18 protein-coding genes are annotated in these 20986 nt (G+C 57.8%); 10 read left to right on the top strand and 8 right to left on the bottom strand.

Features of this window, described 5'->3' with window-relative positions; genetic code table 11:
* Positions 1 to 133 precede the first annotated feature (133 nt).
* The 6 genes from ACYVB2_RS03920 to ACYVB2_RS03895 all read right to left on the bottom strand — a co-directional run bounded on the left by ACYVB2_RS03920 (position 134) and on the right by ACYVB2_RS03895 (position 6977).
* Positions 134 to 1066: an exopolyphosphatase gene (locus ACYVB2_RS03920; RefSeq protein ID WP_382428831.1), complete on the bottom strand. Its 933-nt coding sequence runs from the start codon at positions 1064 to 1066 to the stop codon at positions 134 to 136.
* 117 nt (positions 1067 to 1183) lie between these two features.
* Positions 1184 to 2182, bottom strand: a complete 999-nt coding sequence (locus ACYVB2_RS03915) for a pseudouridine synthase (RefSeq protein ID WP_382428833.1) — start codon at positions 2180 to 2182, stop codon at positions 1184 to 1186.
* A gap of 23 nt (positions 2183 to 2205) precedes the next feature.
* Positions 2206 to 4581: a putative bifunctional diguanylate cyclase/phosphodiesterase gene (locus tag ACYVB2_RS03910; RefSeq protein ID WP_382428835.1), complete on the bottom strand. Its 2376-nt coding sequence runs from the start codon at positions 4579 to 4581 to the stop codon at positions 2206 to 2208.
* Positions 4578 to 5210: a methylamine utilization protein gene (locus ACYVB2_RS03905; protein WP_382428837.1), complete on the bottom strand. Its 633-nt coding sequence runs from the start codon at positions 5208 to 5210 to the stop codon at positions 4578 to 4580. Before ACYVB2_RS03905 ends, ACYVB2_RS03910 begins: the two co-directional genes overlap by 4 nt.
* Positions 5207 to 6148 (bottom strand): DUF4394 domain-containing protein, encoded by a 942-nt coding sequence (locus tag ACYVB2_RS03900; protein ID WP_382428839.1) that lies wholly within the window; start codon positions 6146 to 6148, stop codon positions 5207 to 5209. Before ACYVB2_RS03900 ends, ACYVB2_RS03905 begins: the two co-directional genes overlap by 4 nt.
* 82 nt (positions 6149 to 6230) lie before the next feature.
* On the bottom strand, positions 6231 to 6977 hold the full coding sequence (locus tag ACYVB2_RS03895; protein ID WP_382428841.1) for a Crp/Fnr family transcriptional regulator: 747 nt from the start codon (positions 6975 to 6977) through the stop codon (positions 6231 to 6233).
* Positions 6978 to 7166: 189 nt separating this feature from the next.
* On the opposite strand from ACYVB2_RS03895, the gene ACYVB2_RS03890 reads away from it, so the two are divergent.
* From ACYVB2_RS03890 to ACYVB2_RS03850, 9 genes are all read left to right on the top strand, one after another.
* Positions 7167 to 8345 carry an ABC transporter substrate-binding protein gene (locus ACYVB2_RS03890; protein WP_382428843.1) on the top strand — a complete coding sequence of 393 codons (1179 nt, stop codon included), beginning with the start codon at positions 7167 to 7169 and terminating at the stop codon, positions 8343 to 8345.
* Positions 8346 to 8515: 170 nt separating this feature from the next.
* Complete coding sequence (locus tag ACYVB2_RS03885; RefSeq protein WP_460535336.1) at positions 8516 to 10462, top strand: AMP-dependent synthetase/ligase; 1947 nt, start codon at positions 8516 to 8518, stop codon at positions 10460 to 10462.
* Between the two features lie 8 nt (positions 10463 to 10470).
* On the top strand, positions 10471 to 11256 hold the full coding sequence (locus ACYVB2_RS03880; RefSeq protein WP_382428847.1) for an ABC transporter ATP-binding protein: 786 nt from the start codon (positions 10471 to 10473) through the stop codon (positions 11254 to 11256).
* An 18-nt stretch (positions 11257 to 11274) separates the two neighbouring features.
* Positions 11275 to 12204 (top strand): branched-chain amino acid ABC transporter permease, encoded by a 930-nt coding sequence (locus ACYVB2_RS03875; protein ID WP_382428849.1) that lies wholly within the window; start codon positions 11275 to 11277, stop codon positions 12202 to 12204.
* Between the two features lie 30 nt (positions 12205 to 12234).
* A complete protein-coding gene (locus ACYVB2_RS03870) occupies positions 12235 to 13311 on the top strand; it encodes a branched-chain amino acid ABC transporter permease (protein ID WP_382428851.1) in 1077 nt (358 codons plus the stop codon).
* 50 nt (positions 13312 to 13361) lie between these two features.
* Entirely contained in the window at positions 13362 to 14687 is a 1326-nt protein-coding gene (locus ACYVB2_RS03865) for an ABC transporter substrate-binding protein (protein WP_382428853.1), read from the top strand.
* 121 nt (positions 14688 to 14808) lie between these two features.
* A complete protein-coding gene (locus ACYVB2_RS03860) occupies positions 14809 to 15618 on the top strand; it encodes an ABC transporter ATP-binding protein (protein WP_382428855.1) in 810 nt (269 codons plus the stop codon).
* 50 nt (positions 15619 to 15668) lie between these two features.
* Positions 15669 to 16916, top strand: a complete 1248-nt coding sequence (locus ACYVB2_RS03855; protein ID WP_460535329.1) for a phenylacetate--CoA ligase family protein — start codon at positions 15669 to 15671, stop codon at positions 16914 to 16916.
* Between the two features lie 296 nt (positions 16917 to 17212).
* Entirely contained in the window at positions 17213 to 18811 is a 1599-nt protein-coding gene (locus ACYVB2_RS03850; RefSeq protein ID WP_382428859.1) for a methyl-accepting chemotaxis protein, read from the top strand.
* Here the strand turns inward: ACYVB2_RS03850 and tgt are convergent.
* Positions 18808 to 19980: a tRNA guanosine(34) transglycosylase Tgt gene (tgt, locus tag ACYVB2_RS03845; protein ID WP_382428861.1), complete on the bottom strand. Its 1173-nt coding sequence runs from the start codon at positions 19978 to 19980 to the stop codon at positions 18808 to 18810. The genes ACYVB2_RS03850 and tgt overlap by 4 nt on opposite strands.
* Positions 19981 to 20044: 64 nt before the next feature.
* On the opposite strand from tgt, the gene ACYVB2_RS03840 reads away from it, so the two are divergent.
* A complete protein-coding gene (locus ACYVB2_RS03840) occupies positions 20045 to 20527 on the top strand; it encodes a universal stress protein (RefSeq protein WP_382428863.1) in 483 nt (160 codons plus the stop codon).
* 52 nt (positions 20528 to 20579) lie between these two features.
* Here the strand turns inward: ACYVB2_RS03840 and ACYVB2_RS03835 are convergent, their stop codons facing one another.
* Positions 20580 to 20972 (bottom strand): hypothetical protein, encoded by a 393-nt coding sequence (locus ACYVB2_RS03835; RefSeq protein WP_382428865.1) that lies wholly within the window; start codon positions 20970 to 20972, stop codon positions 20580 to 20582.
* Positions 20973 to 20986 lie beyond the last annotated feature (14 nt).

The raw sequence follows: 20986 nt of genomic DNA, 5'->3' as shown, positions 1-20986 counted from the left end.
TTGCCCACCATGTCCCATGGTGCGGCTGCATGTCTTGTTTGCAACGCTGGGTTCAATAGGCAATCGCAGTTGGGGAGTCAGCGCAGGCCTCACCCCTTGGGCAAAGAGGTGAAGCGGTGGGCAAGTGTGGGGCTCAGCCGTCGGCGTTAATGCGCTGAATCAGCGTTTGCAACACAGCATCGGCTTGGTCGTTGCTGATTTGGCAGGTGCCCGCCGCGTTGTGACCACCGCCACCGTATTCCAGCATCAGGTTGCCCACATGGGTTTGGCTGCTGCGGTCGAGGATGGATTTGCCAGTGGCCAGAACCGTGTTTTGTTTTTGCAGTCCCCACATCACATGGATGGAGATGTTGGCGGTGGGGAACAGCGCATAAATCATGAAGCGGTTTACCGCCCAGATGGTGTCTTCGCCCCGCAAATCGAGCACGACCAAATTGCCGTGTTGGGTGGCGCAGCGCAGAATTTGTTCCTTGGCCTTTTCGGCGTGGTCAAAATACAGTTCTACCCGCTCTTGCACATCGGGCAGCGCCAGAATCTGTTCAATGCTGTGGTCACGGCAGTATTTGATCAAGTCCATCATCAGCTGGTAATTGCTGACGCGAAATTCCCGAAAGCGCCCTAGCCCGGTGCGTGAGTCCATCAGGTAGTTGAGCAGTGTCCACTTTTGTGGATTGAGCACGTCTTCGCGCGAGTATTGCGCCGAGTCGGCTTGGTCGACCGCCAGCATCATCTCGTCGGTCACGCGCGGGAAGGCAGCCTTGCCACCAAAGTGGTTGTACACCACCCGTGCTGCCGAGGGGGCATGGGCCTCAATGATGTGGTTGGCGCGTTCGCCAGTGTTGCGCACGGTTTCAGACTCGTGGTGGTCAAACACCAAGTGTGCTGCTGCCACATAGGGCAGGTTGGTGGTGATGTCACGGTTGGTGATTTCGATTTTGCCGTCCTGCATGTCTTTGGGGTGGACAAACAGAATGTCGTCAATCATCTCCAGCTCATTGAGCAGTACGGCACAGACCAAACCATCAAAATCGCTGCGGGTAACCAGTCGGTATTTGGGGGAACTCATGGTGGCATCTCCTGGAAAACAAAGAAGGGTTGTTTAAAAAACAATGTCTGTCACTGTATCGTGCCTGTAGCGCAATGGTGAGGAAACACAGTGGTTTGGCATGGCTGCCAGAGGGCTTCAAAATTGCTCGTGTGGCCCTAGGTAGCGCCATTGGCCCACAGGCAGGTTGCCCAGTACCACCCGGCCAATGCGGATACGCTTGAGGCCCACCACTTTCAGGCCGACCAGTTCGCACATGCGCCGAATCTGGCGTTTTTTGCCTTCAGTCAGGATAAAACGCAATTGCTCAGGGTTTTGCCATTCCACCTTGGCGGGTTGCAGCATCTGCCCGTCCAAACTCAAGCCATGGCGCAGGCGTTGCAGCTGCGCCCGTGGAAACACGGCCTGCACATTGGTGCTGACCGGGTCGTTTTCATGGATTTCTAGCAAGGGAGCGGCCCGCTCGTCAGGGGAGAGGGGCCGCAGTGGCCCCGGCCCTTGGTACACCACACGCACCAGGTACTCTTTTTCCATCACGGAGTCCTCCCCAATGATTTGCCGAGCCACGCGGCCATCTTGTGTGAGTACCAGCAAACCCACTGAGTCGATATCGAGCCGTCCCGCAGGTGCCAAGCCCCGCAGGTGCGGTGGCGTAAAGCGCAGGCCGCTGGCATCTTGGCGCCAGTGCGTGCGGGGGTTGATGAGGGCTACAGCAGGTTGGTGGCCATCTTCTGCTTGGCCCGATACATAGCCAATGGGCTTGTTCAGCAAGATGGTGACACGGCTGTCCTGTTGGCGCTGGGCAGCACGCTCCACAGCCACATGGTCGTGGGCGGTGACTTTGGTGCCCATGGCAGCCACCTGACCATTGACCAGCACCCAGCCTTGGGCAATCCAGTCGTCGGCCTCGCGGCGTGAACACAAGCCCAGTTCGGCCAGTCGTTTGTTCAGGCGGGTGCCTTCTGTGGTGGGCTGGGAGGCGCCAGCAGGACGCGCGGGTGGAGCCGAACGGCCAGATGGTGGCGCAGCGGCGGGCGAAGGTTTGACCGGTGCAGAGAGCACTGGGCGGCGCAACACTGGGCGGGCAGCAGTGCTGGGACGGGGCGGGCCCGAAGGGCGGGAAGTATCAGAAGACATGAACGATGGCTAAGGCTGTGCCCTCAACGGGCGGTTTCCTGGGCCCAGGCACGCTGGGCGTGCCAAGACAGGAAGGCATCCACCGGCAGTGGGCGGCTAACATGGTAGCCCTGGGCCTCGTCGCAGCGCAGGGTGCGCAGGCGTTCCAGGATGGCAGCATTCTCCACCCCTTCGGCCACCACGCTCAGGCCCAGATTGTGCGCCAGATCGATGGTGGAGCGCACAATCATGGCGTCATCTTGATCGCTCTCCATGCCCATGACAAAAGACTTGTCGATCTTGAGCTCATCCACCGGCAGTCGCTTGAGGTAGCCCAGCGAGGAATAACCCGTGCCAAAGTCGTCAATCGAGAGTTTGAAGCCCTGCTGTGACAGACGATTGAGCATGGCCTCGGCCCGTTGCGGATCGTCCATGATGGCGCTTTCGGTGATTTCGAGGCAGAAGTCGTGGGGTTGTACGTTGTGCCGTGCCAACATGGCTTGCAGGCGCTCGCACAATTCGGGGTCTAGCAGGTCGCGCGTAGAGAGGTTGACCGATACCCGCAGTCCGATGCCTTGGGTACGGGGGTCGGCCAGCAGCCGTGCCGATTCTTCAAACATCCATAACGTAAGCTGGCGCACAAAACCCGTCTGCTCGGCAAAAGGAATAAAGTCCATCGGTGGAACCAAGCCGCGCTGTGGGTGCTGCCAGCGCACCAAGGCTTCGGCGGCCATGCCGGGGCGGCCTTGCAATGGCACCTTGGGTTGCAGGTACAGGCGCAACTCATCACGTTCAATGGCGCGGCGCAGCTCGGTCAACAGCGACAAGGTTTGTGCGCTGGACGAGTCCATGATCGGGTCATAGACTTGTGGGCCGTCGAGTTTGCGTTTGGCCACATACATGGCAATCTCAGAGCGGTTGAGCAGCGTGTCTACATCGTTGGCATCGTCGGGCCAACAAGCAATGCCAATGCCTGCACTCAGGTCCACCATTTGGTCACCAAATGCCAAGGGACGCTCAAAAGATTGGGTAATGCTGCGCGCCACCACCATGGCCGCACTGGCATTGGTGCGCCGCAACAGCAGTGCAAATTCATTGCCTCCCAGTCGGGCCACCATGTCGCCATGGGCCATGATTTGCTCTCGCAGGCGCTTGGCTACGGCTTGCAACAGTTTGTCGCCAAAGGCATGGCCTAGCACATCGTTGACATGTTTGAAGCGGTCTAAGTCCAGCGTAATGACGGCCAAGGTGGTGGCCTCGGGGCCATAGTCGGCATGGGCTGCAATGGCGGCCAATACGGTGTTGCGAAATCGCTCGCGGTTGGGCAGGCCAGTCAGGCGATCCCAGTAGGCCAGATGGCGGATTTCTGCTTGTTGTTCGGCAATGTCAATGCGCATCCGATCAAAAGAGCGGGCCAGCAAGCCGATTTCGTCACGGCGGTTGGTGTGTTCGACGGGCATGTCGTACTCACCGCGTGAAATGCGCTGTGTGCCCAGCACCAGCGAACGCAACGGTGTAGTCACCCAGCGTGCCATGAGGCCATGCCCCAATGCAAACAGCAGCAGGCCCGTCAGGGTGATGCCTGCCAGCAGCCATTGCAATTGCCGGTACGGTGCCACCACGGCATCTACCGAACGCAGTAGCAGGGTTTGTGCTTGCTCGGGGCCATCCCGACCCAGAGCAATCGAGCGCACCAGCAGGGTATCGTGACCATTGGTCAGTTCAGTGATGGGGCCATGGTGTTGGCGCAGTGCCGCCAGTGCATCGTCCCCTAGGGTGCTGACCGGTACAGTCCATTGGCTGTTGTTGTTGCCATGCACACGCAAGGCCACTTGCACAGCCAGCAATTGCTGCATCTCGTCGGCCAAGGTCTGATTGATCGGAAACCCCATCAGCACCCAGCCCATGAGCACTGGCGCCCGCATGGGCACCAACACGAACTGGTATGGCAAGCCATTGACCGTGGTGATTTGGCTGTTTTGTTGCCCTGCGGACAGGGCCGGTAGCACCTGTGCCAGAGCACGGTCAAAGGCGCCCATGCCCTGCCCACTACTGACGCTGCGCACTTGCAGTTTGGTGTCTAGCAGGGCCGCCACTGCAGCGCCCATGCGTTGACCGTGGTTTTCTAGGGCAGACTGTATGGTGCGCTGATCCCCAGAGCCTACTGCAGCCCGAAAACCGTAATCTGCAGCCAGCAGTGTGGCACCTTGGCGCAAGCGTTCGGCGTTTTGCTCGAGCAAGCGGCGCCAAACGTTTTCGTCGGTGTCCAAAGTGTGGGCAATTTGGCTGCGGGCATTGCGGTCAATGCTGTTGCGCACCACGGCAAAGCCAGCTATTTGCACCATCAACAGCAACAAGAGTGAGATTCCGACCAGCCGTGCAATCAGGCTGCGAGACCAAGTAGCCAAACGCCAGTTCAAGGTGTTAACTCCTGCAACTGGACGGTGGCCGAGACGGTGTCGGTAGCTCCCACGGTGAGTGCTTGGTCTGTGGCTGGGGCATCTATTGGCAGGCGGGGGTGCCAAACCCGCAGTCGATAGTTGCCTGCAGGCACATGGTCGATTTGCACACGGCCTGTGTGGGCCGCCGTTTGTCCGTAGTATGGGGTTTCCACTACAACGATCCAGCCCACCATCTGGTCGTGGATATTGCAGCCCAGCACCACCACACCTGGTTGTTCAAAGCGTACCGGATCGGCGGGGGTGCCACTGTAGAGTTTGAGTTCGAATTTCTTGGCCGCCGAAAACGAGTACACATGGTGGCGCACGGTGTCTTGGTTGGGAAAGGAGACCTCGCTGCCCACGGGCACTACCAGCACCTGCGGGACGAAGCGTTTTTTCTCCTGTGCCATCTCCAGTCGGGGCAGTGGTTTGACCTGCCGCCGGGCTTGGGCAGACTCGAGATAGACCACGGCTTGTGCCAAAGGCAGGCCGGTAGGTGATTGCACCTCTATGTGCACACTGCCCGCTTGCGCATACCCGATGCCCAGAGTGGTGGCCCATAGCAGTGCAGTGCCATAGCGGGCGGTTTGAGGCCAAGCCTTCTTCATGGCACGATGGCGATGCCTAGCAGCGCCTCTCCATCACCCACCACTCCCAACGCTCTGGCCCGACCTGTGGCCAGGTCAATCTGGTACAGCCGGGTTGGTGCCGAGGGCGAGAGGCTGCGTATGGCAGCCAGTGCTTGGTTGGATACATCAGAGATATCCAAGCTGGCTTCAGCCAGCGCCCCCAAACCCAAGGGGCCCACCGTGTGCAGCTGCCCAGTGTTGGGTGATATGACCGGCTGGGTAGCCTCCAACGAACCCAAGACAGCCAGCGTGCCCAAGGTTTTGTCGATGGCGTAATTGGTGGTCAGTTTTTCATTTTGTTGGTTGTAGGTGTAGGCGACGGCAGTGATGTCGGGCAGCCGCCCCGCGTAGGTGTCACCGGGGGCGTAATGCAGGCGCCCATCGGTTTGCAGGCCGGGTTGGGCTGGGTCGCCATCCACCACGGCCCCTGTGTCTGGGTGCAAACGCAGGTTCAGACCATCGGGGCCAGTCACCCGCAGCCTATCGACGGTGGGGTTGAAATCAAGGCCAAAACTGCCCGTGGGCAGAGCCAACGCAGTGGAGCCGACGGCTTGCAGTGTGGCCCGTTGTGGGTGCAAGGTATAGAGCTGCCCTTGTTGTGACAAGGCATAAAGCACACCGCGAGCCACCCGAAAATCGATTCCTACCAGTGACTGGCCTGTAGGCAGCCCTTGGATGCGCTGGCGCTGCACGATCTGCCGGGGCTGGTCGGCCTGAAACCGAATCAAATCCATAGACGCCGTCACAGCCAGCAACTCTGGCGCACGCCCGAGTGGACGGGTTGGGGCGGGATTGACAGAGGCACTGCGCCCAGCATCTGCCTCGGTAGAGGGAGGAGAGTTGGCACAACCAGCCAGCACCCAAGGCAGCACAGTCAGCCAGAGCAGGCGAGATGGGGGCAGGGATGTCCGTGTCATAGGCAGAATCTATATCTTTGGCAAAGGCGTTTGTTATAACTCTTAAAGATCGACTCTGCAAACCAGTGTCCTGTGGATGTGCTCAGCGTTTTCTGCGATGGGCCTTGCGGTGTTCTCCCGCCTGAAAGACATGCCAACGCAAGGCAGCCAAATCCAACACCCGCAACCCTCCGTATTCCACCTGAATGGCCCCTTGTCGCTCTAGGGCCGTTAGGGCTTCATTGACCCGTTGGCGTGACAGGCCCACCAGATAAGCCAATTCTTGTTGTGTGATGTGTAGCACCTGCCCCACACTGGGATACAGCACCGGATTGAACAGGGCTGCCAGGCTGCGTGCCACGCGCAAATCTGGGCTGTTGAGCCGGTCAATCTCGCGTGCGGCAATAAATTGGCCCAAACGCTCATTGAGTTGGTTCATCACAAAGCGGTTAAAACCAATCGAGTGGTCCAGCAACCAGTGGAAGGTGTCAATCGGCAGTCCAGCGACTGCGCTGTTGCGCAGTGCTTGTACGTTGTAGCGGTATGGCTCGCGCTTCATGGCTGTGCCCTCACCAAACCAGCCTCCAGGGGGGAGGCCCGCAAAGGTCATGGTACCCCCATCGGGGTTGTCGTTGCTCATCTTGAGCAATCCCTCCACCACGCCAAACCAGTAGGTTACAGGGCGGCCTACCCGACAGACGTAATCGCCAGGGCTTGCATCTCCCACCTGCAGTGCGTCAATAGCCCGTTCGCGCTCACTGGTTTGCAAAGAGGCCAGCCAAGGAATGCCTTGAATTTCTTCGGTGGTGGGGGGGCGGCGGCGTTGGTGCAGAGACAATTCGTGGGTCATGGGGTAGTGGCTGGGGTCAACGGTCGATGCGGGATTTCCACGAGACACATTGTCGGCATAAAGACAGCTTTTGCTTGCACACTGGCCGATGATGCAAGACCCGTGTATGTGTTGTGGGTCACGATGCAGTCATCCCCCACCCTTCCTACCGGCAAGACCTTTTCCCTCCATTGTGGAGCTGATATCACCATGACATCCCAAGCAATTACCGAGACAGTTTCCCAACATATTCCCGTTCATTTGGCCCGTCGCCGTTTTTTGGCCGCCGCGATGGCCCTGCCGGCTTGCGCTGCCCCTGCTGTGTGGGCACAGGAAGGTGCGCTCAAAATTTGCCAATCGGTTGCATTGACGGGCCCATTGGGTGATCTGGGTTCGGCATTGCACCAAGGGGCAATGGCGGCTTTTCAGAGTATCAATGCACGCGGCGGTATTCATGGACGCCAGATCAAGCTCGAGAGTTTGGACGATGCCTACGAAGTGCCCAAGGCCATGCTGAATCTGGAAAAATTCTTGAACGATCCAGACTGCTTTGCACTGTTCAATTGTTTTGGCACGCCCATGGTGGAAGAGATGTTGCCCCGGCTCAAGGATGGCAACATCCCCTTCTTTGCGCCGTTCACCGGCGGGCAGGTTTCGCGCGTAGCGGGTGCCCGCCACCTGTTCAATATCCGTGCGAGCTATGCTGACGAGGCCGACAAACTGGTGCAACACTTGGCCACGATTGGCATTCGTCGGATTGGCATCGTCTACCAAAACAACACCTTTGGCCGGGAAGTGTTTACTGGGGCAGAACTGGCCATGCAACGGGCCAAACTGCCTGAGCCGGTAGCCACCACGGTCGAGAGCAATGCCTCCGATGCCGAGAAAGCCGCCACCTTGCTGGCCGAGGGCAATCCAGAGGCCGTGTTGGTGGGGCTGGCGGGCAAGCCGGGGCTGGAATTCATCAAGCATTTCCGCAAGTTGCGCCGGGGTGTGAGTTTGTATGCCCTGTCGGTGTTGGGCACCCCCACCAACATCAAGACCTTGGGAGCCGATGCCAAGGGCATGGCGATCTCACAGGTAGTGCCATTGCCTACCAATGCCACGACTGCGGTGGCCCGCGATTTTGTCAAGGCACTCAAGAACCTTGATGCCAATGCTGAACCCTCACACCAAGCCTTAGAGGGTTATATCAATGCGCGGGTGTTTGCCGAAGTGTTGCAACGGGCAGGCAAAGGGGCGACGCGCAGTGCGTTTATTGATGCCAGTTGGGGGCTGAAAAAGTTTGATTTGGGGGGGTTTGAGGTTCACGCCACCAGCCCAGACCGCAGTGCCTCGCGGTTTGTCGAGTTGACGGTGGTAGGCCGTGATGGCCGCCTGATTCGCTGAGACAAGCAACGAACAAGGGTTTTACCCACCAAGGATAAACCCTGCAATTGTCGTCGCAAAGACAACCTGACGTCAAATTGCTCCCTACCATTCCGGTGAAACTTGCAGGCACCCGTGGCCTGCCAACGTTGGCCCCCACCGGCCATCCCTTGAACCTTTTAGGACCCGGAATGAAGACCACGTTTCCGCAACTGCTACTTCAGCACGCTGCCGAGCGCCCCGATGCCGCGGCACTGCGCGAAAAAGAATATGGCATCTGGCAGACCCACACTTGGGCTGCCTTGGCCCGTTTGGTAGAACAGGTGGCCGCAGGCCTGCACCAGGCTGGTTTGGCCCGAGGCGAACACATGGTGGTGATCGGTGCCAATCGGCCCCATCTCTATGCCACCATGTTGGCTGCCCAATCGTTGGGGGCGATCCCGGTACCGTTGTACCAAGATGCGGTGGCCGCAGAGTGTGTCTACCCCCTGAACAATGCCGAAGTGCGCTTTGCAGTGGTGGAAGACCAGGAGCAGGTGGACAAGCTGCTGGAAATCCGTGACCGTTGCCCAGCCATTTCCCATATTTATTACGATGATCCCCGTGGCTTGCGCAAATACAGCGAGCCCGGCTTGGCCTCGTTCGATGCCCTGATCGAAGCGGGTGCTGCTTTTGCCAGCCAAAATCCACAGTGGTTCCGCAACGAAGTGAGCAAAAGCCAGCCGCAAGACGTGGCGGCCATGTTCTTTACTTCCGGCACCACGGGCAACCCCAAGGGCGTGGTGCATACCCACAGCACCTTGCTAGACCGTGCCACTGCTGGGGCCGAGTTTGACAAGCTCAATCACACCGAAGAAGTGCTGGCCTATTTGCCGTTGGCATGGATTGGGCAAAACATCTTCAGCTATGCCCAGTGGCTGGCTTGTGGCTATGTGGTGAACTGCCCTGAGTCGGCCAGCACCGTCAATATCGACCTCAAAGAGATTGGCCCCACCTACTACTTTGCGCCGCCGCGGGTGTTTGAAGGGCTGCTCACCAGTGTCACCATCCGCATGGAAGATGCAGGCAGCTTCAAGCGCAAAATGTTTGAATCTTGCATGGCACTGGCCCGGCGCGTTGGCCCGGCACTGATGAATGGCGAGAGCGTGAGCGCCATCGACAAGCTCAAGTACGCTTTGGGTGACTGGCTGGTGTATGGCCCGCTACGCAACAACCTGGGCTTCTCGCGGGTGCGTGTGGCCTACACCGCTGGTGAGGCCATCGGCCCCGATTTGTTCACCTTCTACCGCTCTATTGGTATCAACCTCAAGCAGCTCTACGGTTCCACCGAAACAGCGGTGTTTGTTTGCCTGCACCCCGATGACCAAGCCCGTGCCGACACCGTGGGCGTGCCCATTCGTGGCGTGCAAATCAAGGTGGCTGACAACGGCGAGATTTTGGTCAAGTCGGCTGGGTTACTTAAAGAGTATTACAAAAACCCCGCTGCCACAGCAGAAGTGCTCACCCCCGATGGCTGGTACCACACCAGCGATGCGGGCTTCTTGGATGCCCACGGCCACCTCAAGATCATCGACCGCGTCAAAGATGTGGGCCGCCTCAAGGGGGGCGCTCATGACGGAGCCATGTTCGCTCCCAAGTATGTGGAGAACAAACTCAAGTTCTTCCCGCATATTAAAGAAGTGGTGGCTTTAGGCGATGGCCGCGACCGCGTCTGCGTGATGATCAACATTGACTTTGAGGCCATGGGCAACTGGGCCGAGCGGCGCAATTTGCCTTATGCCGGTTATACCGATTTGGCACAAAAGCCCGAGGTCTATGAGTTCATCCGTGAGTGTGTAGAAAAGACCAATGCCGATCTGGCCAGTGATGCCCTGCTGGCAGGCAGCCAGATCAGCCGCTTCTTGATTCTGCACAAAGAGTTGGACGCCGACGATGGCGAACTCACCCGTACCAATAAAGTGCGCCGGGGCTTTATTGCCGATAAGTATTCTGTGTTGGTGGATGCGCTGTATGCGGGCCGCACCGAGCAATTTATCGAGACCGTGGTCAAGTTTGAGGATGGTCGCACTGGCAGTGTCAGTGCCACGCTCAAGCTTTCGGATGCCAAAACATTCACCCCGGTGAAAGCCGCTGCCTGAGGAAACCCATGAGCGATAAGAAGATTGGCGACGTCATCCTCGACATCCAGAACATCAGCCTGCGTTTTGGCGGCGTCAAGGCGCTGACCGATATCTCGTTCAATGTGCGTGAGCATGAAATCCGCTCCATCATTGGCCCCAACGGCGCTGGCAAGAGCTCCATGCTCAATTGCATCAACGGTGTCTACACCCCCACCGAAGGCTCCATCACCTTCCGGGGACAAAAGTTTGACCACATGAACAGCCGCCAAGTGGCGGAGATGGGCATTGGTCGCACGTTCCAGAACTTGGCATTGTTCAAGGGCATGAGCGTGATCGACAACATCATGACCGGGCGCAACCTCAAGATCAAGAGCAATCTGTTGATGCAGGCGCTGCGCATTGGCCCCGCCCAGCGCGAAGAAGAAAAACACCGCGAGTTTGTCGAACACATCATCGACTTTCTCGAAATTCAAGCCTTCCGCAAAACCCCTGTTGGCCAGTTGCCCTACGGCTTGCAAAAGCGTGTGGACTTGGGCCGCGCCTTGGCGATGGAGCCGCAAGTGCTGCTGCTTGATGAGCCGATGGCCGGTATGAACGTGGAAGAAAAGCAGGACATGTGCCGCTTCATCTTGGACGTGAACGATGAATTTGGCACCACCATCGTGCTGATTGAGCACGATATGGGTGTGGTGATGGACATCTCTGACCGTGTGGTGGTGCTGGACTACGGCAAAAAAATTGGGGACGGCCAGCCGCAAGAAGTGCGCGACAACGAAGACGTGATCCGCGCTTATCTGGGCACCAGCCACTAACCGCAGGAAGAATAAAAAATGGCCTTTTTTCTTGAAACCCTGATTGGCGGCCTGATGGCCGGCATGTTGTATGCGCTGGTGGCTCTGGGCTTTGTATTGATCTACAAGGCTTCTGGGGTGTTCAACTTCGCCCAAGGGGCGATGGTGTTGTTTGCTGCTTTGGCAATGGCACGTTTCTCCGAGTGGATTCCTAAATGGCTGGGTTTAGACAACATGCTGGTGGCTAACCTGCTGGCTTTTGTCATTGCCGGGGCCTGTATGTTTGTGGTGGCTTGGGTGATTGAGCGGTTGGTGCTGCGCCATCTGGTCAACCAAGAGGGGGCAACGCTCCTGATGGCCACATTGGGCATTACCTACTTTTTGGAAGGTTTGGGCCAAACCTTCTTTGGCAGCGACATCTACAAGATTGATGTTGGCATGCCTAAAGACCCCGTATTCCTGTTCGATTCGGTGTTTCCTGGTGGCGTGCTGGTCAACAAAGAAGACGTGATTGCTGCGGCGATTGCTGGTGGCTTGGTGATTTTGCTCAGTATCTTCTTTCAAAAGACCACCACGGGCCGCGCTTTGCGTGCAGTGGCTGATGACCATCAGGCCGCTCAGTCCATTGGCATTCCACTCAATCGTATTTGGGTGATTGTGTGGTGCGTAGCCGGTGTTGTGGCACTGGTGGCCGGGATGATTTGGGGTTCTAAGCTGGGTGTGCAGTTCTCACTGACCACCGTTGCGCTGCGGGCTTTGCCTGTGGTGATTTTGGGTGGTCTTACATCGGTGCCCGGTGCCATTATTGGTGGCTTGATCATTGGTGTGGGCGAGAAACTCTCTGAGGTCTACCTTGGCCCCTATGTGGGCGGTGGTATCGAAATCTGGTTTGCCTATGTGTTGGCACTGGTGTTTTTGCTGTTCCGTCCGCAAGGTCTGTTCGGCGAGAAGATCATCGACCGCGTGTAAACAACAAGAAAAAAGAAAAGGAGACTTTCCATGTTTTACCGCGAGAACGGCCAGTTCAAAACGTCCTACCGGGCCGACCAGCAGATTTTCCCAATCGCCCAAGACCGCATTGCCTTGGCAGTCATGTTGGCTATCGCCTTCTTGGTGGTGCCCATGTTGGCTACCGATTATTTTTACCGCGCCATTTTGATTCCACTGGTCATCATGTCGATGGCGGCGCTAGGGGTGAACATTTTGGTGGGCTACTGCGGCCAGATTTCACTCGGTTCGGGGGCGTTTATGGCGGTGGGTGCCTATGGTGCCTATAACTTCTTTGTGCGCTTTCCGGGCTTGCCACTGATTCCGGCCCTGATTCTGGGCGGCCTGTGCGCTACCTTCTTTGGCATTTTGTTTGGGCTGCCTAGCCTGCGCGTCAAGGGTTTGTATTTGGCAGTGGCTACGCTGGCGGCCCAGTTCTTTAGCGACTGGATGTTCCTGCGCATCAAGTGGTTTACCAACAACTCTGACTCGGGTTCGGTGTCGGTCAACGGCCTGCAAGTGTTGGGCATGCCCATTGAGAGTGCTACCTCCAAATACCTGTTCTGCTTGGCCCTGTTGGTGGTGATTGCGCTGTTGGCTAAAAACTTGGTGCGCGGTGCGATTGGCCGCGAGTGGATGGCGATTCGTGACATGGACGTGGCCGCCAGCGTGATTGGTATTCGCCCCATGTATGCCAAGTTGAGTGCGTTTGCGGTCAGCTCCTTCATTATCGGCATGGCTGGTGCGTTGTGGGCTTTCGTTCACCTGGGTTCTTGGGAGCCAGCTGCGTTCTCGGTCGAGATATCGTTCCGCCTGTTGTTTATGGTGATTATTGGTGGCTTGGGTTCGATCATGGGCAGCTTCTTTGGTGCCGCCTTCATTGTGCTGTTGCCCATCGTACTCAACCAGTTCCTGCCTGCTTTGATGGGCCTGTTCGGCATCGAAATCTCTACAGCGGGTGTGTCCCATGCTGAACTGATGATTTTTGGTGGCCTGATCGTTTGGTTCCTGATCGTCGAGCCGCACGGCTTGGCCAAACTGTGGTCGATTGCCAAACAGAAGCTGCGCCTGTGGCCCTTCCCGCATTGATCATTTCCCCGTACTCTGCACTCTTCACATTTCACACCAAGGAGACATCCATGAAGCTTTCGAAAATCGTGATTGCCGTGGCCGTTCTGGCCGCAGGGGCTACATCGGTCACCAGTGCTGTTGCGCAGGCAAAGGAGCAGTTCTTCCCGCTGCTGTCTTACCGCACCGGCCCTTATGCCCCTAATGGCACACCTTGGGCCAATGGCAAGCAGGATTACCTGAAGATGATCAATGCCCGCGATGGCGGTATCAATGGTGTCAAGATCACTTTTGAAGAGTGTGAAACGGGCTATGCCACCGACCGTGGTGTGGAGTGCTACGAGCGCCTCAAGAGCCGTCCCGGCGTCACCATGTTTGATCCACAAGCCACCGGGATCACTTTTGCGCTGACTGAAAAAGCCCCTGTGGACAAAATTCCGCTGATGACGCTGGGCTATGGCCTGTCGGTGGCCCAAGATGGTATGGCCTTCAAGTGGAACTTCCCCTACATGGGCAGCTACTGGACGGGCGCAGATATTTTGGTGCAACACATTGGCAAAAACGCTGGTGGCCTAGACAAGCTCAAGGGTAAGAAAATTGCGCTGGTGTACCACGACAGCCCGTTCGGTAAAGAGCCCATCCCGCTGCTGCAAGAGCGCGCCAAGATGCACGGCTTTGAGCTGCAACTGTTGCCCGTCACAGCACCCGGCGTAGAGCAAAAAGCCACCTGGCTGCAAGTGCGCCAAAGCCGTCCCGACTATGTGATGCTGTGGGGTTGGGGCGTGATGAACTCTACGGCCCTGAAAGAAGCCCAAGCCACCGGCTTCCCGCGTGACAAGCTGTATGGCGTGTGGTGGGCTGGTGCCGAACCCGATGTCCGTGACGTGGGCGATGGTGCCAAGGGCTACCAAGCACTGGCTTTGAATGGCTATGGCACCCAGTCCAAGGTCATCCAAGACATCCTCAAACATGTGCATGACAAGGGCCAAGGCACAGGCGCCAAAGATGAAGTGGGCTCTGTGCTCTACACCCGTGGCGTGATTATTCAGATGCTGGGTGTAGAAGCCGTGCGCCGTGCCCAAGAGCGTTTTGGCAAGGGCAAGGTCATGACCGGCGAGCAAGTGCGTTGGGGCATGGAAAACCTGGCCCTCGACCAGAAGAAACTGGATGCACTGGGCTTCAATGGCCTGATGCGCCCCCTCTCGACCAGCTGCTCAGACCACATGGGTTCCACTTGGGCACGCGTGCAGACTTGGGATGGCAAGAAGTGGGGCATCACTTCCGACTGGTACCAAGCCGACGAGCAAATCATCAAGCCTTTGGTCAAGTCTGGCTCGGACAAATATTTGGCCGACAAGAAGTTGACCCGCCGCGACGCTGCCGATTGCCAATCTTGATGGCATGACACCCTTCCAGCGCGGCGCAAGCCGCGCTGGGTTCTGGCGGCTGCCAGTGCAGCCGCCAACCGGCAGGGCTGGCCCGCACAGTCCTGCCGATTGGCACAGAGAGAGAAACCTTATGGAAAACCGAAACATTGTCCTGAACGTCAACGGTATCGAGGTCATTTACAACCACGTGATCTTGGTGCTCAAGGGGGTCTCGCTGCAAGTGCACGAGGGTGGCATCGTCGCCATTCTGGGCGGCAACGGCGCAGGCAAGACCACCACGTTGCGCGCCATCTCCAACCTGTTGGCGGGTGAGCGCGGTGAAGTCACCAAGGGCAGCATTGAATTTCGTGGCGAACGCATCGAAAACCTCTCGCCCGCCGATCTGGTCAAGCGTGGTGTGGTGCAGGTGATGGAAGGGCGTCACTGTTTTGCCCACTTGACCATCGAAGAAAACCTGCTGACTGGTGCCTATACCCGTGCCAGCAAAGCCGAGATCGCAGCCAATTTGGAGAAGGTCTACAACTACTTCCCGCGCCTCAAAACACGCCGCACCAGCCAAGCGGCCTATACCTCGGGTGGTGAGCAGCAAATGTGTGCCATTGGGCGCGCCATCATGACCAACCCCAACATGGTGCTCTTGGACGAGCCCTCGATGGGTTTGGCGCCGCAGATTGTGGAAGAAGTGTTCAACATCGTCAAAGACCTCAACACCAAAGAAAAGGTCACTTTCCTGCTGGCCGAGCAAAACACCAACATGGCCCTGAAGTATGCCGACTATGGCTACATCATGGAGTCGGGCCGGGTGGTGATGGATGGTACGGCAGCCGATCTGACCAGCAATGAGGACGTGAAAGAGTTCTACCTCGGTGTGGGCGGTGGTGAGCGCAAGAGCTTCAAAGACGTCAAGAGCTACAAGCGCCGTAAACGCTGGTTGGCCTAAAGGCGGTTTGTTTTTTTCCTACGCACCCACCCACCTCGCCCCACACCACCATGACCTCTTTTTACGATACGCTGGAAACCCGTACCCCTGCCGACCGTGAAGCCGCACTGTTGGCCGCGCTGCCAGCGCAGGTGGCCCATGCGCGCAATGCGGCCCCTGCCTTCGCGGCGATTTTGGCCGATGTAGATCCGGCCAGCATCACCAGCCGTGAAGCCCTGGCCCGCTTGCCTGTGACGCGCAAATATGAGCTGCTGGAGCGCCAACAGGCACACCGTGCCGACAATGTTTTTGGTGGCTTCAGTGCCGTAGGCTTTGGTGCGGCCATGCCGCGCGTGTTCTCCAGCCCTGGCCCTATTTATGAGCCAGAAGGCAAGCGTGCTGATTACTGGCGCATGGCCCGTGCTCTGCATGCGGCAGGTTTTCGGGCTGGGGAGTTGGTACACAACAGCTTTAGCTACCATTTTGTGCCTGCAGGCTCCATGATGGAAAGCGGTGCCCATGCGCTGGGTTGCACGGTGTTTCCGGGGGGCACGGGTCAAACCGAACAACAGGTGCAAGCGATGGCCGAGCTGCGCCCCGCAGGCTATATTGGGACACCCAGCTTTCTGAAGTTGATTTTGGAAAAGTCGGTGGAACTGCAACAGCCTATCTTGAGCATGAACAAGGCACTGCTGTCTGGGGAGGCCTTTCCGCCCAGCCTGCGCGATTGGTTGGCTGAGCGTGGGGTGCAGGGCTACCAGTGCTATGCCACGGCAGATTTGGGTCTGATTGCCTACGAAACGGCTGCCCGCGAGGGCTTGGTGCTGGATGAGGGCGTGATGGTGGAGATTGTGCGCCCCGGCACCGGCGACCCTGTGCCCGAGGGCGAAGTGGGCGAGTTGGTGGTGACCACGCTCAATCCCGACTATCCGCTGATCCGTTTTGGCACTGGCGATTTGTCGGCTATCTTGCCAGGCCAGTGTCCCACTGGGCGTACCAACACCCGTATCAAGGGTTGGATGGGTCGTGCGGATCAAACCACCAAGGTGCGCGGCATGTTTGTCCATCCGGGCCAAGTGGCTGCCATTGCCGCCCGCTTTCCGCAAGTGCTGCGCGCGCGCTTGGTGGTCAGCGGCGAAATGGCGAACGACCAGATGGTGCTACAGGCCGAAACAGCCGAGTTTGCCAGCGGCTTGGCCGAACGTTTACAAGACACTATCCGCGAGGTGACCAAACTGCGCGGCGAGGTAGAACTGGTTGCCCCTGGCACCTTGCCCAATGATGGCAAGGTGATTGAAGACGCACGCAGTTATCGCTAACCAGCTGCTGTTGCACCACTGAAGCCGCCTGCGTTGTGCAGGCGGCTTTTTTCGTTGGCAAGAACACCCGCATTGGCGATGCAACTCGGTGCTTGCAACGCACTGTCTTGGTGCGTTGCTGCTGCTAAGGCGTGCGGTCTCTCGGGGTGTTTAATAGGAAAAAACTATCAAAAAAACTAAATAACTTTTAGAAACCCCTTATGCAGTTTTTCTGCATATCAGGGTAAACCCCAAATTCATCTATGGCATGAAAGCTGCTGTTCCTGTCTGTTGTAAGGACATGTAAAGGAATCGGCATGAAACATCTGCATATTGCCCAACAGTTGGCTATTGGGTTTGGCTTGCTGCTCCTGTCGTTGATAGGGGTCAGTGTTTTTTCGGTGTACCAGCAAGACAAGCTTGGGGCGCTCATGGTGGCGGAGTTCAAACATCCTTTTGCCGTTACGAATGCCATTACGCGGGTGGATGCCAATATTGCCCGTATGGCACGCGCCATGCGCGATGTCACGATGGCTGAAAATGAGGCCGACATCCAAAAGTTCACCACGGATGTGCAAGCCTTAGAGCAGAAGGTTTTAGATGACATGGCACTGGTCAAAGAACGTTTTCTGAGCGACAAGGGGCATTCGGATGCGTTGGTGGGCAAGATTCGCTCATGGCAACCGATTCGTGAGCAGGTGCTTCAACTGAAGAAGGCAGGCCAGTCTGCCGAGGCGGCCCAGGTGGTGCGCACACAGGGTGTGGCTAAAGTGGCTGAAATTAATGCCGCCATCACCGAAATCCATGACATTGCTTGGAAAAAGGCCGAAGGTTTTCAGGCCAATGCTGTGCAAGTGCAACAGACTGGACGTTACATCTCGATTGTGGTCAGTGTTCTCTTTGTGGTGTTGGGGGCGGTAACAGGTGTCTTCATCACCCGCTCGCTCACCGGCCCTATCCAGCAGGCCGTGGAGGTGGCCCGCACAGTGGCTGCGGGTGATTTGAGCCACCGCTTTGAAGTGCAGGGTAAAAATGAAACGGCACAACTGTTGCAAGTGCTGCAAGAGATGCAGTGCAGCTTGGGCGGGGTGGTGCTGGCTGTGCGTACTGGGTCGGAGAGTGTGGCCTCGGCCAGTGGCCAGATTGCCTCGGGTAACCATGATCTGAACCGGCGCACCGAAGAGCAAGCGGCGATGCTGCAACAGACAGCCGCATCGATGGAGCAGTTGAGTTCTCAGGTGCAGCAAAACGCTGACAGTGCCAAGCAGGCCAACCAGTTGGCACAGGGCGCCAGCAGCGTGGCTATTCGGGGTGGCGAGGTGGTGGAGCAGGTGGTAGACACCATGAAGGGCATCAACGATGCCAGCAAGAAAATTGCCGACATCATCCAAGTGATTGATGGTATTGCTTTCCAAACCAATATCTTGGCCCTGAATGCAGCGGTAGAAGCCGCACGCGCGGGTGAGCAGGGGCGCGGCTTTGCCGTGGTGGCCTCGGAGGTGCGCAATCTAGCAGGCCGCAGTGCCGAGGCAGCCAAAGAAATCAAGGGTCTGATCCATGCCAGCGTGGAGCGGGTAGAGCAAGGGGCGGCCTTGGTCGATCAGGCGGGGGTTACCATGACCGAAGTGGTCAGCGCCATCCGCCGTGTGACGGACATGGTGGGTGAGATCACCGCTGCCAGCCATGAGCAAAGCGATGCGGTGCAGCAAGTGGGCGTTGCGGTGACGCGCATGGATCAAGTCACGCAAGAGAATGCGGCCTTGGTCGAAGAAATGGCAGCAGCCGCTGGCGGCCTGCAAAAACAGGCGCAAGAGCTGGTCGATACCGTGGTGGTGTTCAAGTTAGAGGGCCAGCCCTTGGCCGCATCTACTGTACAGCCCTTGGTGCGTGCCCACTGTCTCCAGCTCAGTGCTTAAACGCCCCGCGCCCGTTCTGCCTTAAAGCGGGCGCGGAAGGCAGAAAACTGGCCTGCATCCAGTGCCTCGCGCACCTCGCGCATCAGGTTCAGGTAGTAATGCAGGTTGTGTACCGTGGTCAGCATGGGGCTGAGCATTTCGCCACAACGGTCGAGGTGGTGCAGATAAGCCCGTGAGAAGCCGTCGCGTCCGCCTTGATCCCAACTCACGCCACTGCTGCCCGCACAGGCATAGCAGGTGCAACTGGTATCCAGCGGCTGGTGGTCGGTTTTGTGGCGGGCGTTGCGGATTTTCAAATCACCATAGCGGGTAAACAGCGTGCCGTTGCGCGCATTGCGCGTGGGCATCACGCAGTCAAACATATCCACACCGCAGGCCACGCCTTCGACCAAATCTTCGGGCGTGCCCACGCCCATCAGGTAGCGCGGTTTGTGGGCGGGCAGCCGGTGCGGCGTGTGCGCCATGATGCCGAGCATTTCTTCTTTGGGTTCTCCCACACTCACGCCACCAATGGCATAGCCGGGGAAATCCATCTCCACCAACTGCTGCAAAGACTCTTCGCGCAGGTTGAGGTACATACCACCCTGCACAATGCCAAACAGCGCGTTGGGGTTTTGCAGCCGCTCAAACTCGTTTTTGGAGCGCACCGCCCAGCGCAGGCTCATCTCCATCGAGGTGCGCGCTTCGCGTTCGGTGGTCAGGTGGCCTTTGGTCTCGTAGGGTGTGCATTCGTCCAGTTGCATCACGATGTCCGAGTTGAGTATGGTTTGGATCTGCATACTCACTTCGGGCGACATAAACAACTTATCGCCATTGACGGGGCTGGCAAAGGTCACGCCTTCTTCGGTGATTTTTCGCATGGCCCCCAAGCTCCAGACCTGAAAGCCCCCCGAGTCGGTCAGGATGGGTTTGTCCCACTTTTCAAAGGCATGCAGGCCGCCAAAGCTCTGCATGATGTCCAGACCGGGGCGCATCCAGAGGTGGAAGGTATTGCCCAAGATGATTTGTGCGCCCATGTCGTGCAGGCTGCGCGGCATCACGCCCTTGACCGTGCCATAGGTGCCCACGGGCATAAAAATCGGGGTTTGCACTACGCCGTGGTTGAGCGTGAGCTGGCCGCGCCGGGCATGGCTGGCGGAGTCGGTGTTCAAGAGTTCAAATTGCAGCATGGTGGCATTTTCGGTGATGCTGCACCGCTACACTGATCCGTATTGATCCCCATAAGGAATTCCGATGCTCAAGATCCTGATTGCCATTGATGGCTCTGAATGTTCGCTCGATGCTGTGCAGCATGCGCTGAAGTTGGTACAAAAGGGTTTGCAAGCCCAGTTTGTGCTGGCTAACGTGCAGGAGCCAGCCTCACTGTATGAGCTGGTTACTTCGCGTGATCCTGAATTGATTGCTGCCGCCAGCCTAGAGGCTGGACACCATCTGATGGCTCCTGCGTTGGCACTGTTGCAGCAAGCAGGATTAGAGTGTGAGACAGAAGTGGGCATTGGAGACCCGGCACACACACTGGTAGACATCATTGAGGACACCGGCTGCGATTTGGTGCTGATTGCTGCGCGTGGGCAGGGAGCCATTGCCAGTGCGTTGTTGGGTTCGGTATCGCAAGAACTGGCCCATGCCAGCCCGGTGCCCGTGACCATTGTGCACGCTATCGATGTGGAACCAGCACCCGAAGAGCCGCTGGAAGGGGAGTCTGCTGCCGACTGAAGCCCTCTGCATACCGGCCAGGCTGCATGTGGCAGCCTGTAGCGGCAGCGGCTCAAGCTGCGCGGCGGAACTGGTGCGTGCCGCCTTGGCGTTGGAATTTGCCGTGGGGCAGGGTGGCTAGGCGCTTGAACAGGCGTTGCACATAGCCCCGAATCCACAGGCACTTGTTGATTTCTTCTACGGGAAGCGGCCCCGAAATAACCACGATGTCATTGGCTTGGGCCTGCGCACCGGCAGCGCGCAGACGCCGACGCGTCATGGTGGCCCAAGAATGAATGCGGGTGGGATTGCCATGCTGGTGGACCTCGCCGGTATAGAGATCAAACGCAATGGCCACCGTATCTGTTTTCAACTTGAAGCGGCGCTCCCCCGTGACGGCACTGGGCGTCTCGCGCATGTCGTACAGATAATAGCTGCCAGCCTTGAGCTGGTATTGCAGATCCATGGTGCTTCTCCGTG

The sequence above is a fragment of the Giesbergeria giesbergeri genome, assembly GCF_054779375.1.
This window is presented reverse-complemented; position numbering and strand designations above follow the sequence as displayed.

What these genes read in the sequence shown, in the direction of transcription:
- ACYVB2_RS03920 (WP_382428831.1), bottom strand. Translation starts at nt 1,066, where the DNA reads ATGAGTTCCCCCAAATACCGACTGGTTACCCGCAGCGATTTTGATGGT.
- ACYVB2_RS03915 (WP_382428833.1), bottom strand. Translation starts at nt 2,182, where the DNA reads ATGTCTTCTGATACTTCCCGCCCTTCGGGCCCGCCCCGTCCCAGCACT.
- ACYVB2_RS03905 (WP_382428837.1), bottom strand. Translation starts at nt 5,210, where the DNA reads ATGAAGAAGGCTTGGCCTCAAACCGCCCGCTATGGCACTGCACTGCTA.
- ACYVB2_RS03900 (WP_382428839.1), bottom strand. Translation starts at nt 6,148, where the DNA reads ATGACACGGACATCCCTGCCCCCATCTCGCCTGCTCTGGCTGACTGTG.
- ACYVB2_RS03895 (WP_382428841.1), bottom strand. Translation starts at nt 6,977, where the DNA reads ATGACCCACGAATTGTCTCTGCACCAACGCCGCCGCCCCCCCACCACC.
- ACYVB2_RS03890 (WP_382428843.1), top strand. Translation starts at nt 7,167, where the DNA reads ATGACATCCCAAGCAATTACCGAGACAGTTTCCCAACATATTCCCGTT.
- ACYVB2_RS03885 (WP_460535336.1), top strand. Translation starts at nt 8,516, where the DNA reads ATGAAGACCACGTTTCCGCAACTGCTACTTCAGCACGCTGCCGAGCGC.
- ACYVB2_RS03880 (WP_382428847.1), top strand. Translation starts at nt 10,471, where the DNA reads ATGAGCGATAAGAAGATTGGCGACGTCATCCTCGACATCCAGAACATC.
- ACYVB2_RS03875 (WP_382428849.1), top strand. Translation starts at nt 11,275, where the DNA reads ATGGCCTTTTTTCTTGAAACCCTGATTGGCGGCCTGATGGCCGGCATG.
- ACYVB2_RS03870 (WP_382428851.1), top strand. Translation starts at nt 12,235, where the DNA reads ATGTTTTACCGCGAGAACGGCCAGTTCAAAACGTCCTACCGGGCCGAC.
- ACYVB2_RS03865 (WP_382428853.1), top strand. Translation starts at nt 13,362, where the DNA reads ATGAAGCTTTCGAAAATCGTGATTGCCGTGGCCGTTCTGGCCGCAGGG.
- ACYVB2_RS03860 (WP_382428855.1), top strand. Translation starts at nt 14,809, where the DNA reads ATGGAAAACCGAAACATTGTCCTGAACGTCAACGGTATCGAGGTCATT.
- ACYVB2_RS03855 (WP_460535329.1), top strand. Translation starts at nt 15,669, where the DNA reads ATGACCTCTTTTTACGATACGCTGGAAACCCGTACCCCTGCCGACCGT.
- ACYVB2_RS03850 (WP_382428859.1), top strand. Translation starts at nt 17,213, where the DNA reads ATGAAACATCTGCATATTGCCCAACAGTTGGCTATTGGGTTTGGCTTG.
- tgt (WP_382428861.1), bottom strand. Translation starts at nt 19,980, where the DNA reads ATGCTGCAATTTGAACTCTTGAACACCGACTCCGCCAGCCATGCCCGG.
- ACYVB2_RS03840 (WP_382428863.1), top strand. Translation starts at nt 20,045, where the DNA reads ATGCTCAAGATCCTGATTGCCATTGATGGCTCTGAATGTTCGCTCGAT.
- ACYVB2_RS03835 (WP_382428865.1), bottom strand. Translation starts at nt 20,972, where the DNA reads ATGGATCTGCAATACCAGCTCAAGGCTGGCAGCTATTATCTGTACGAC.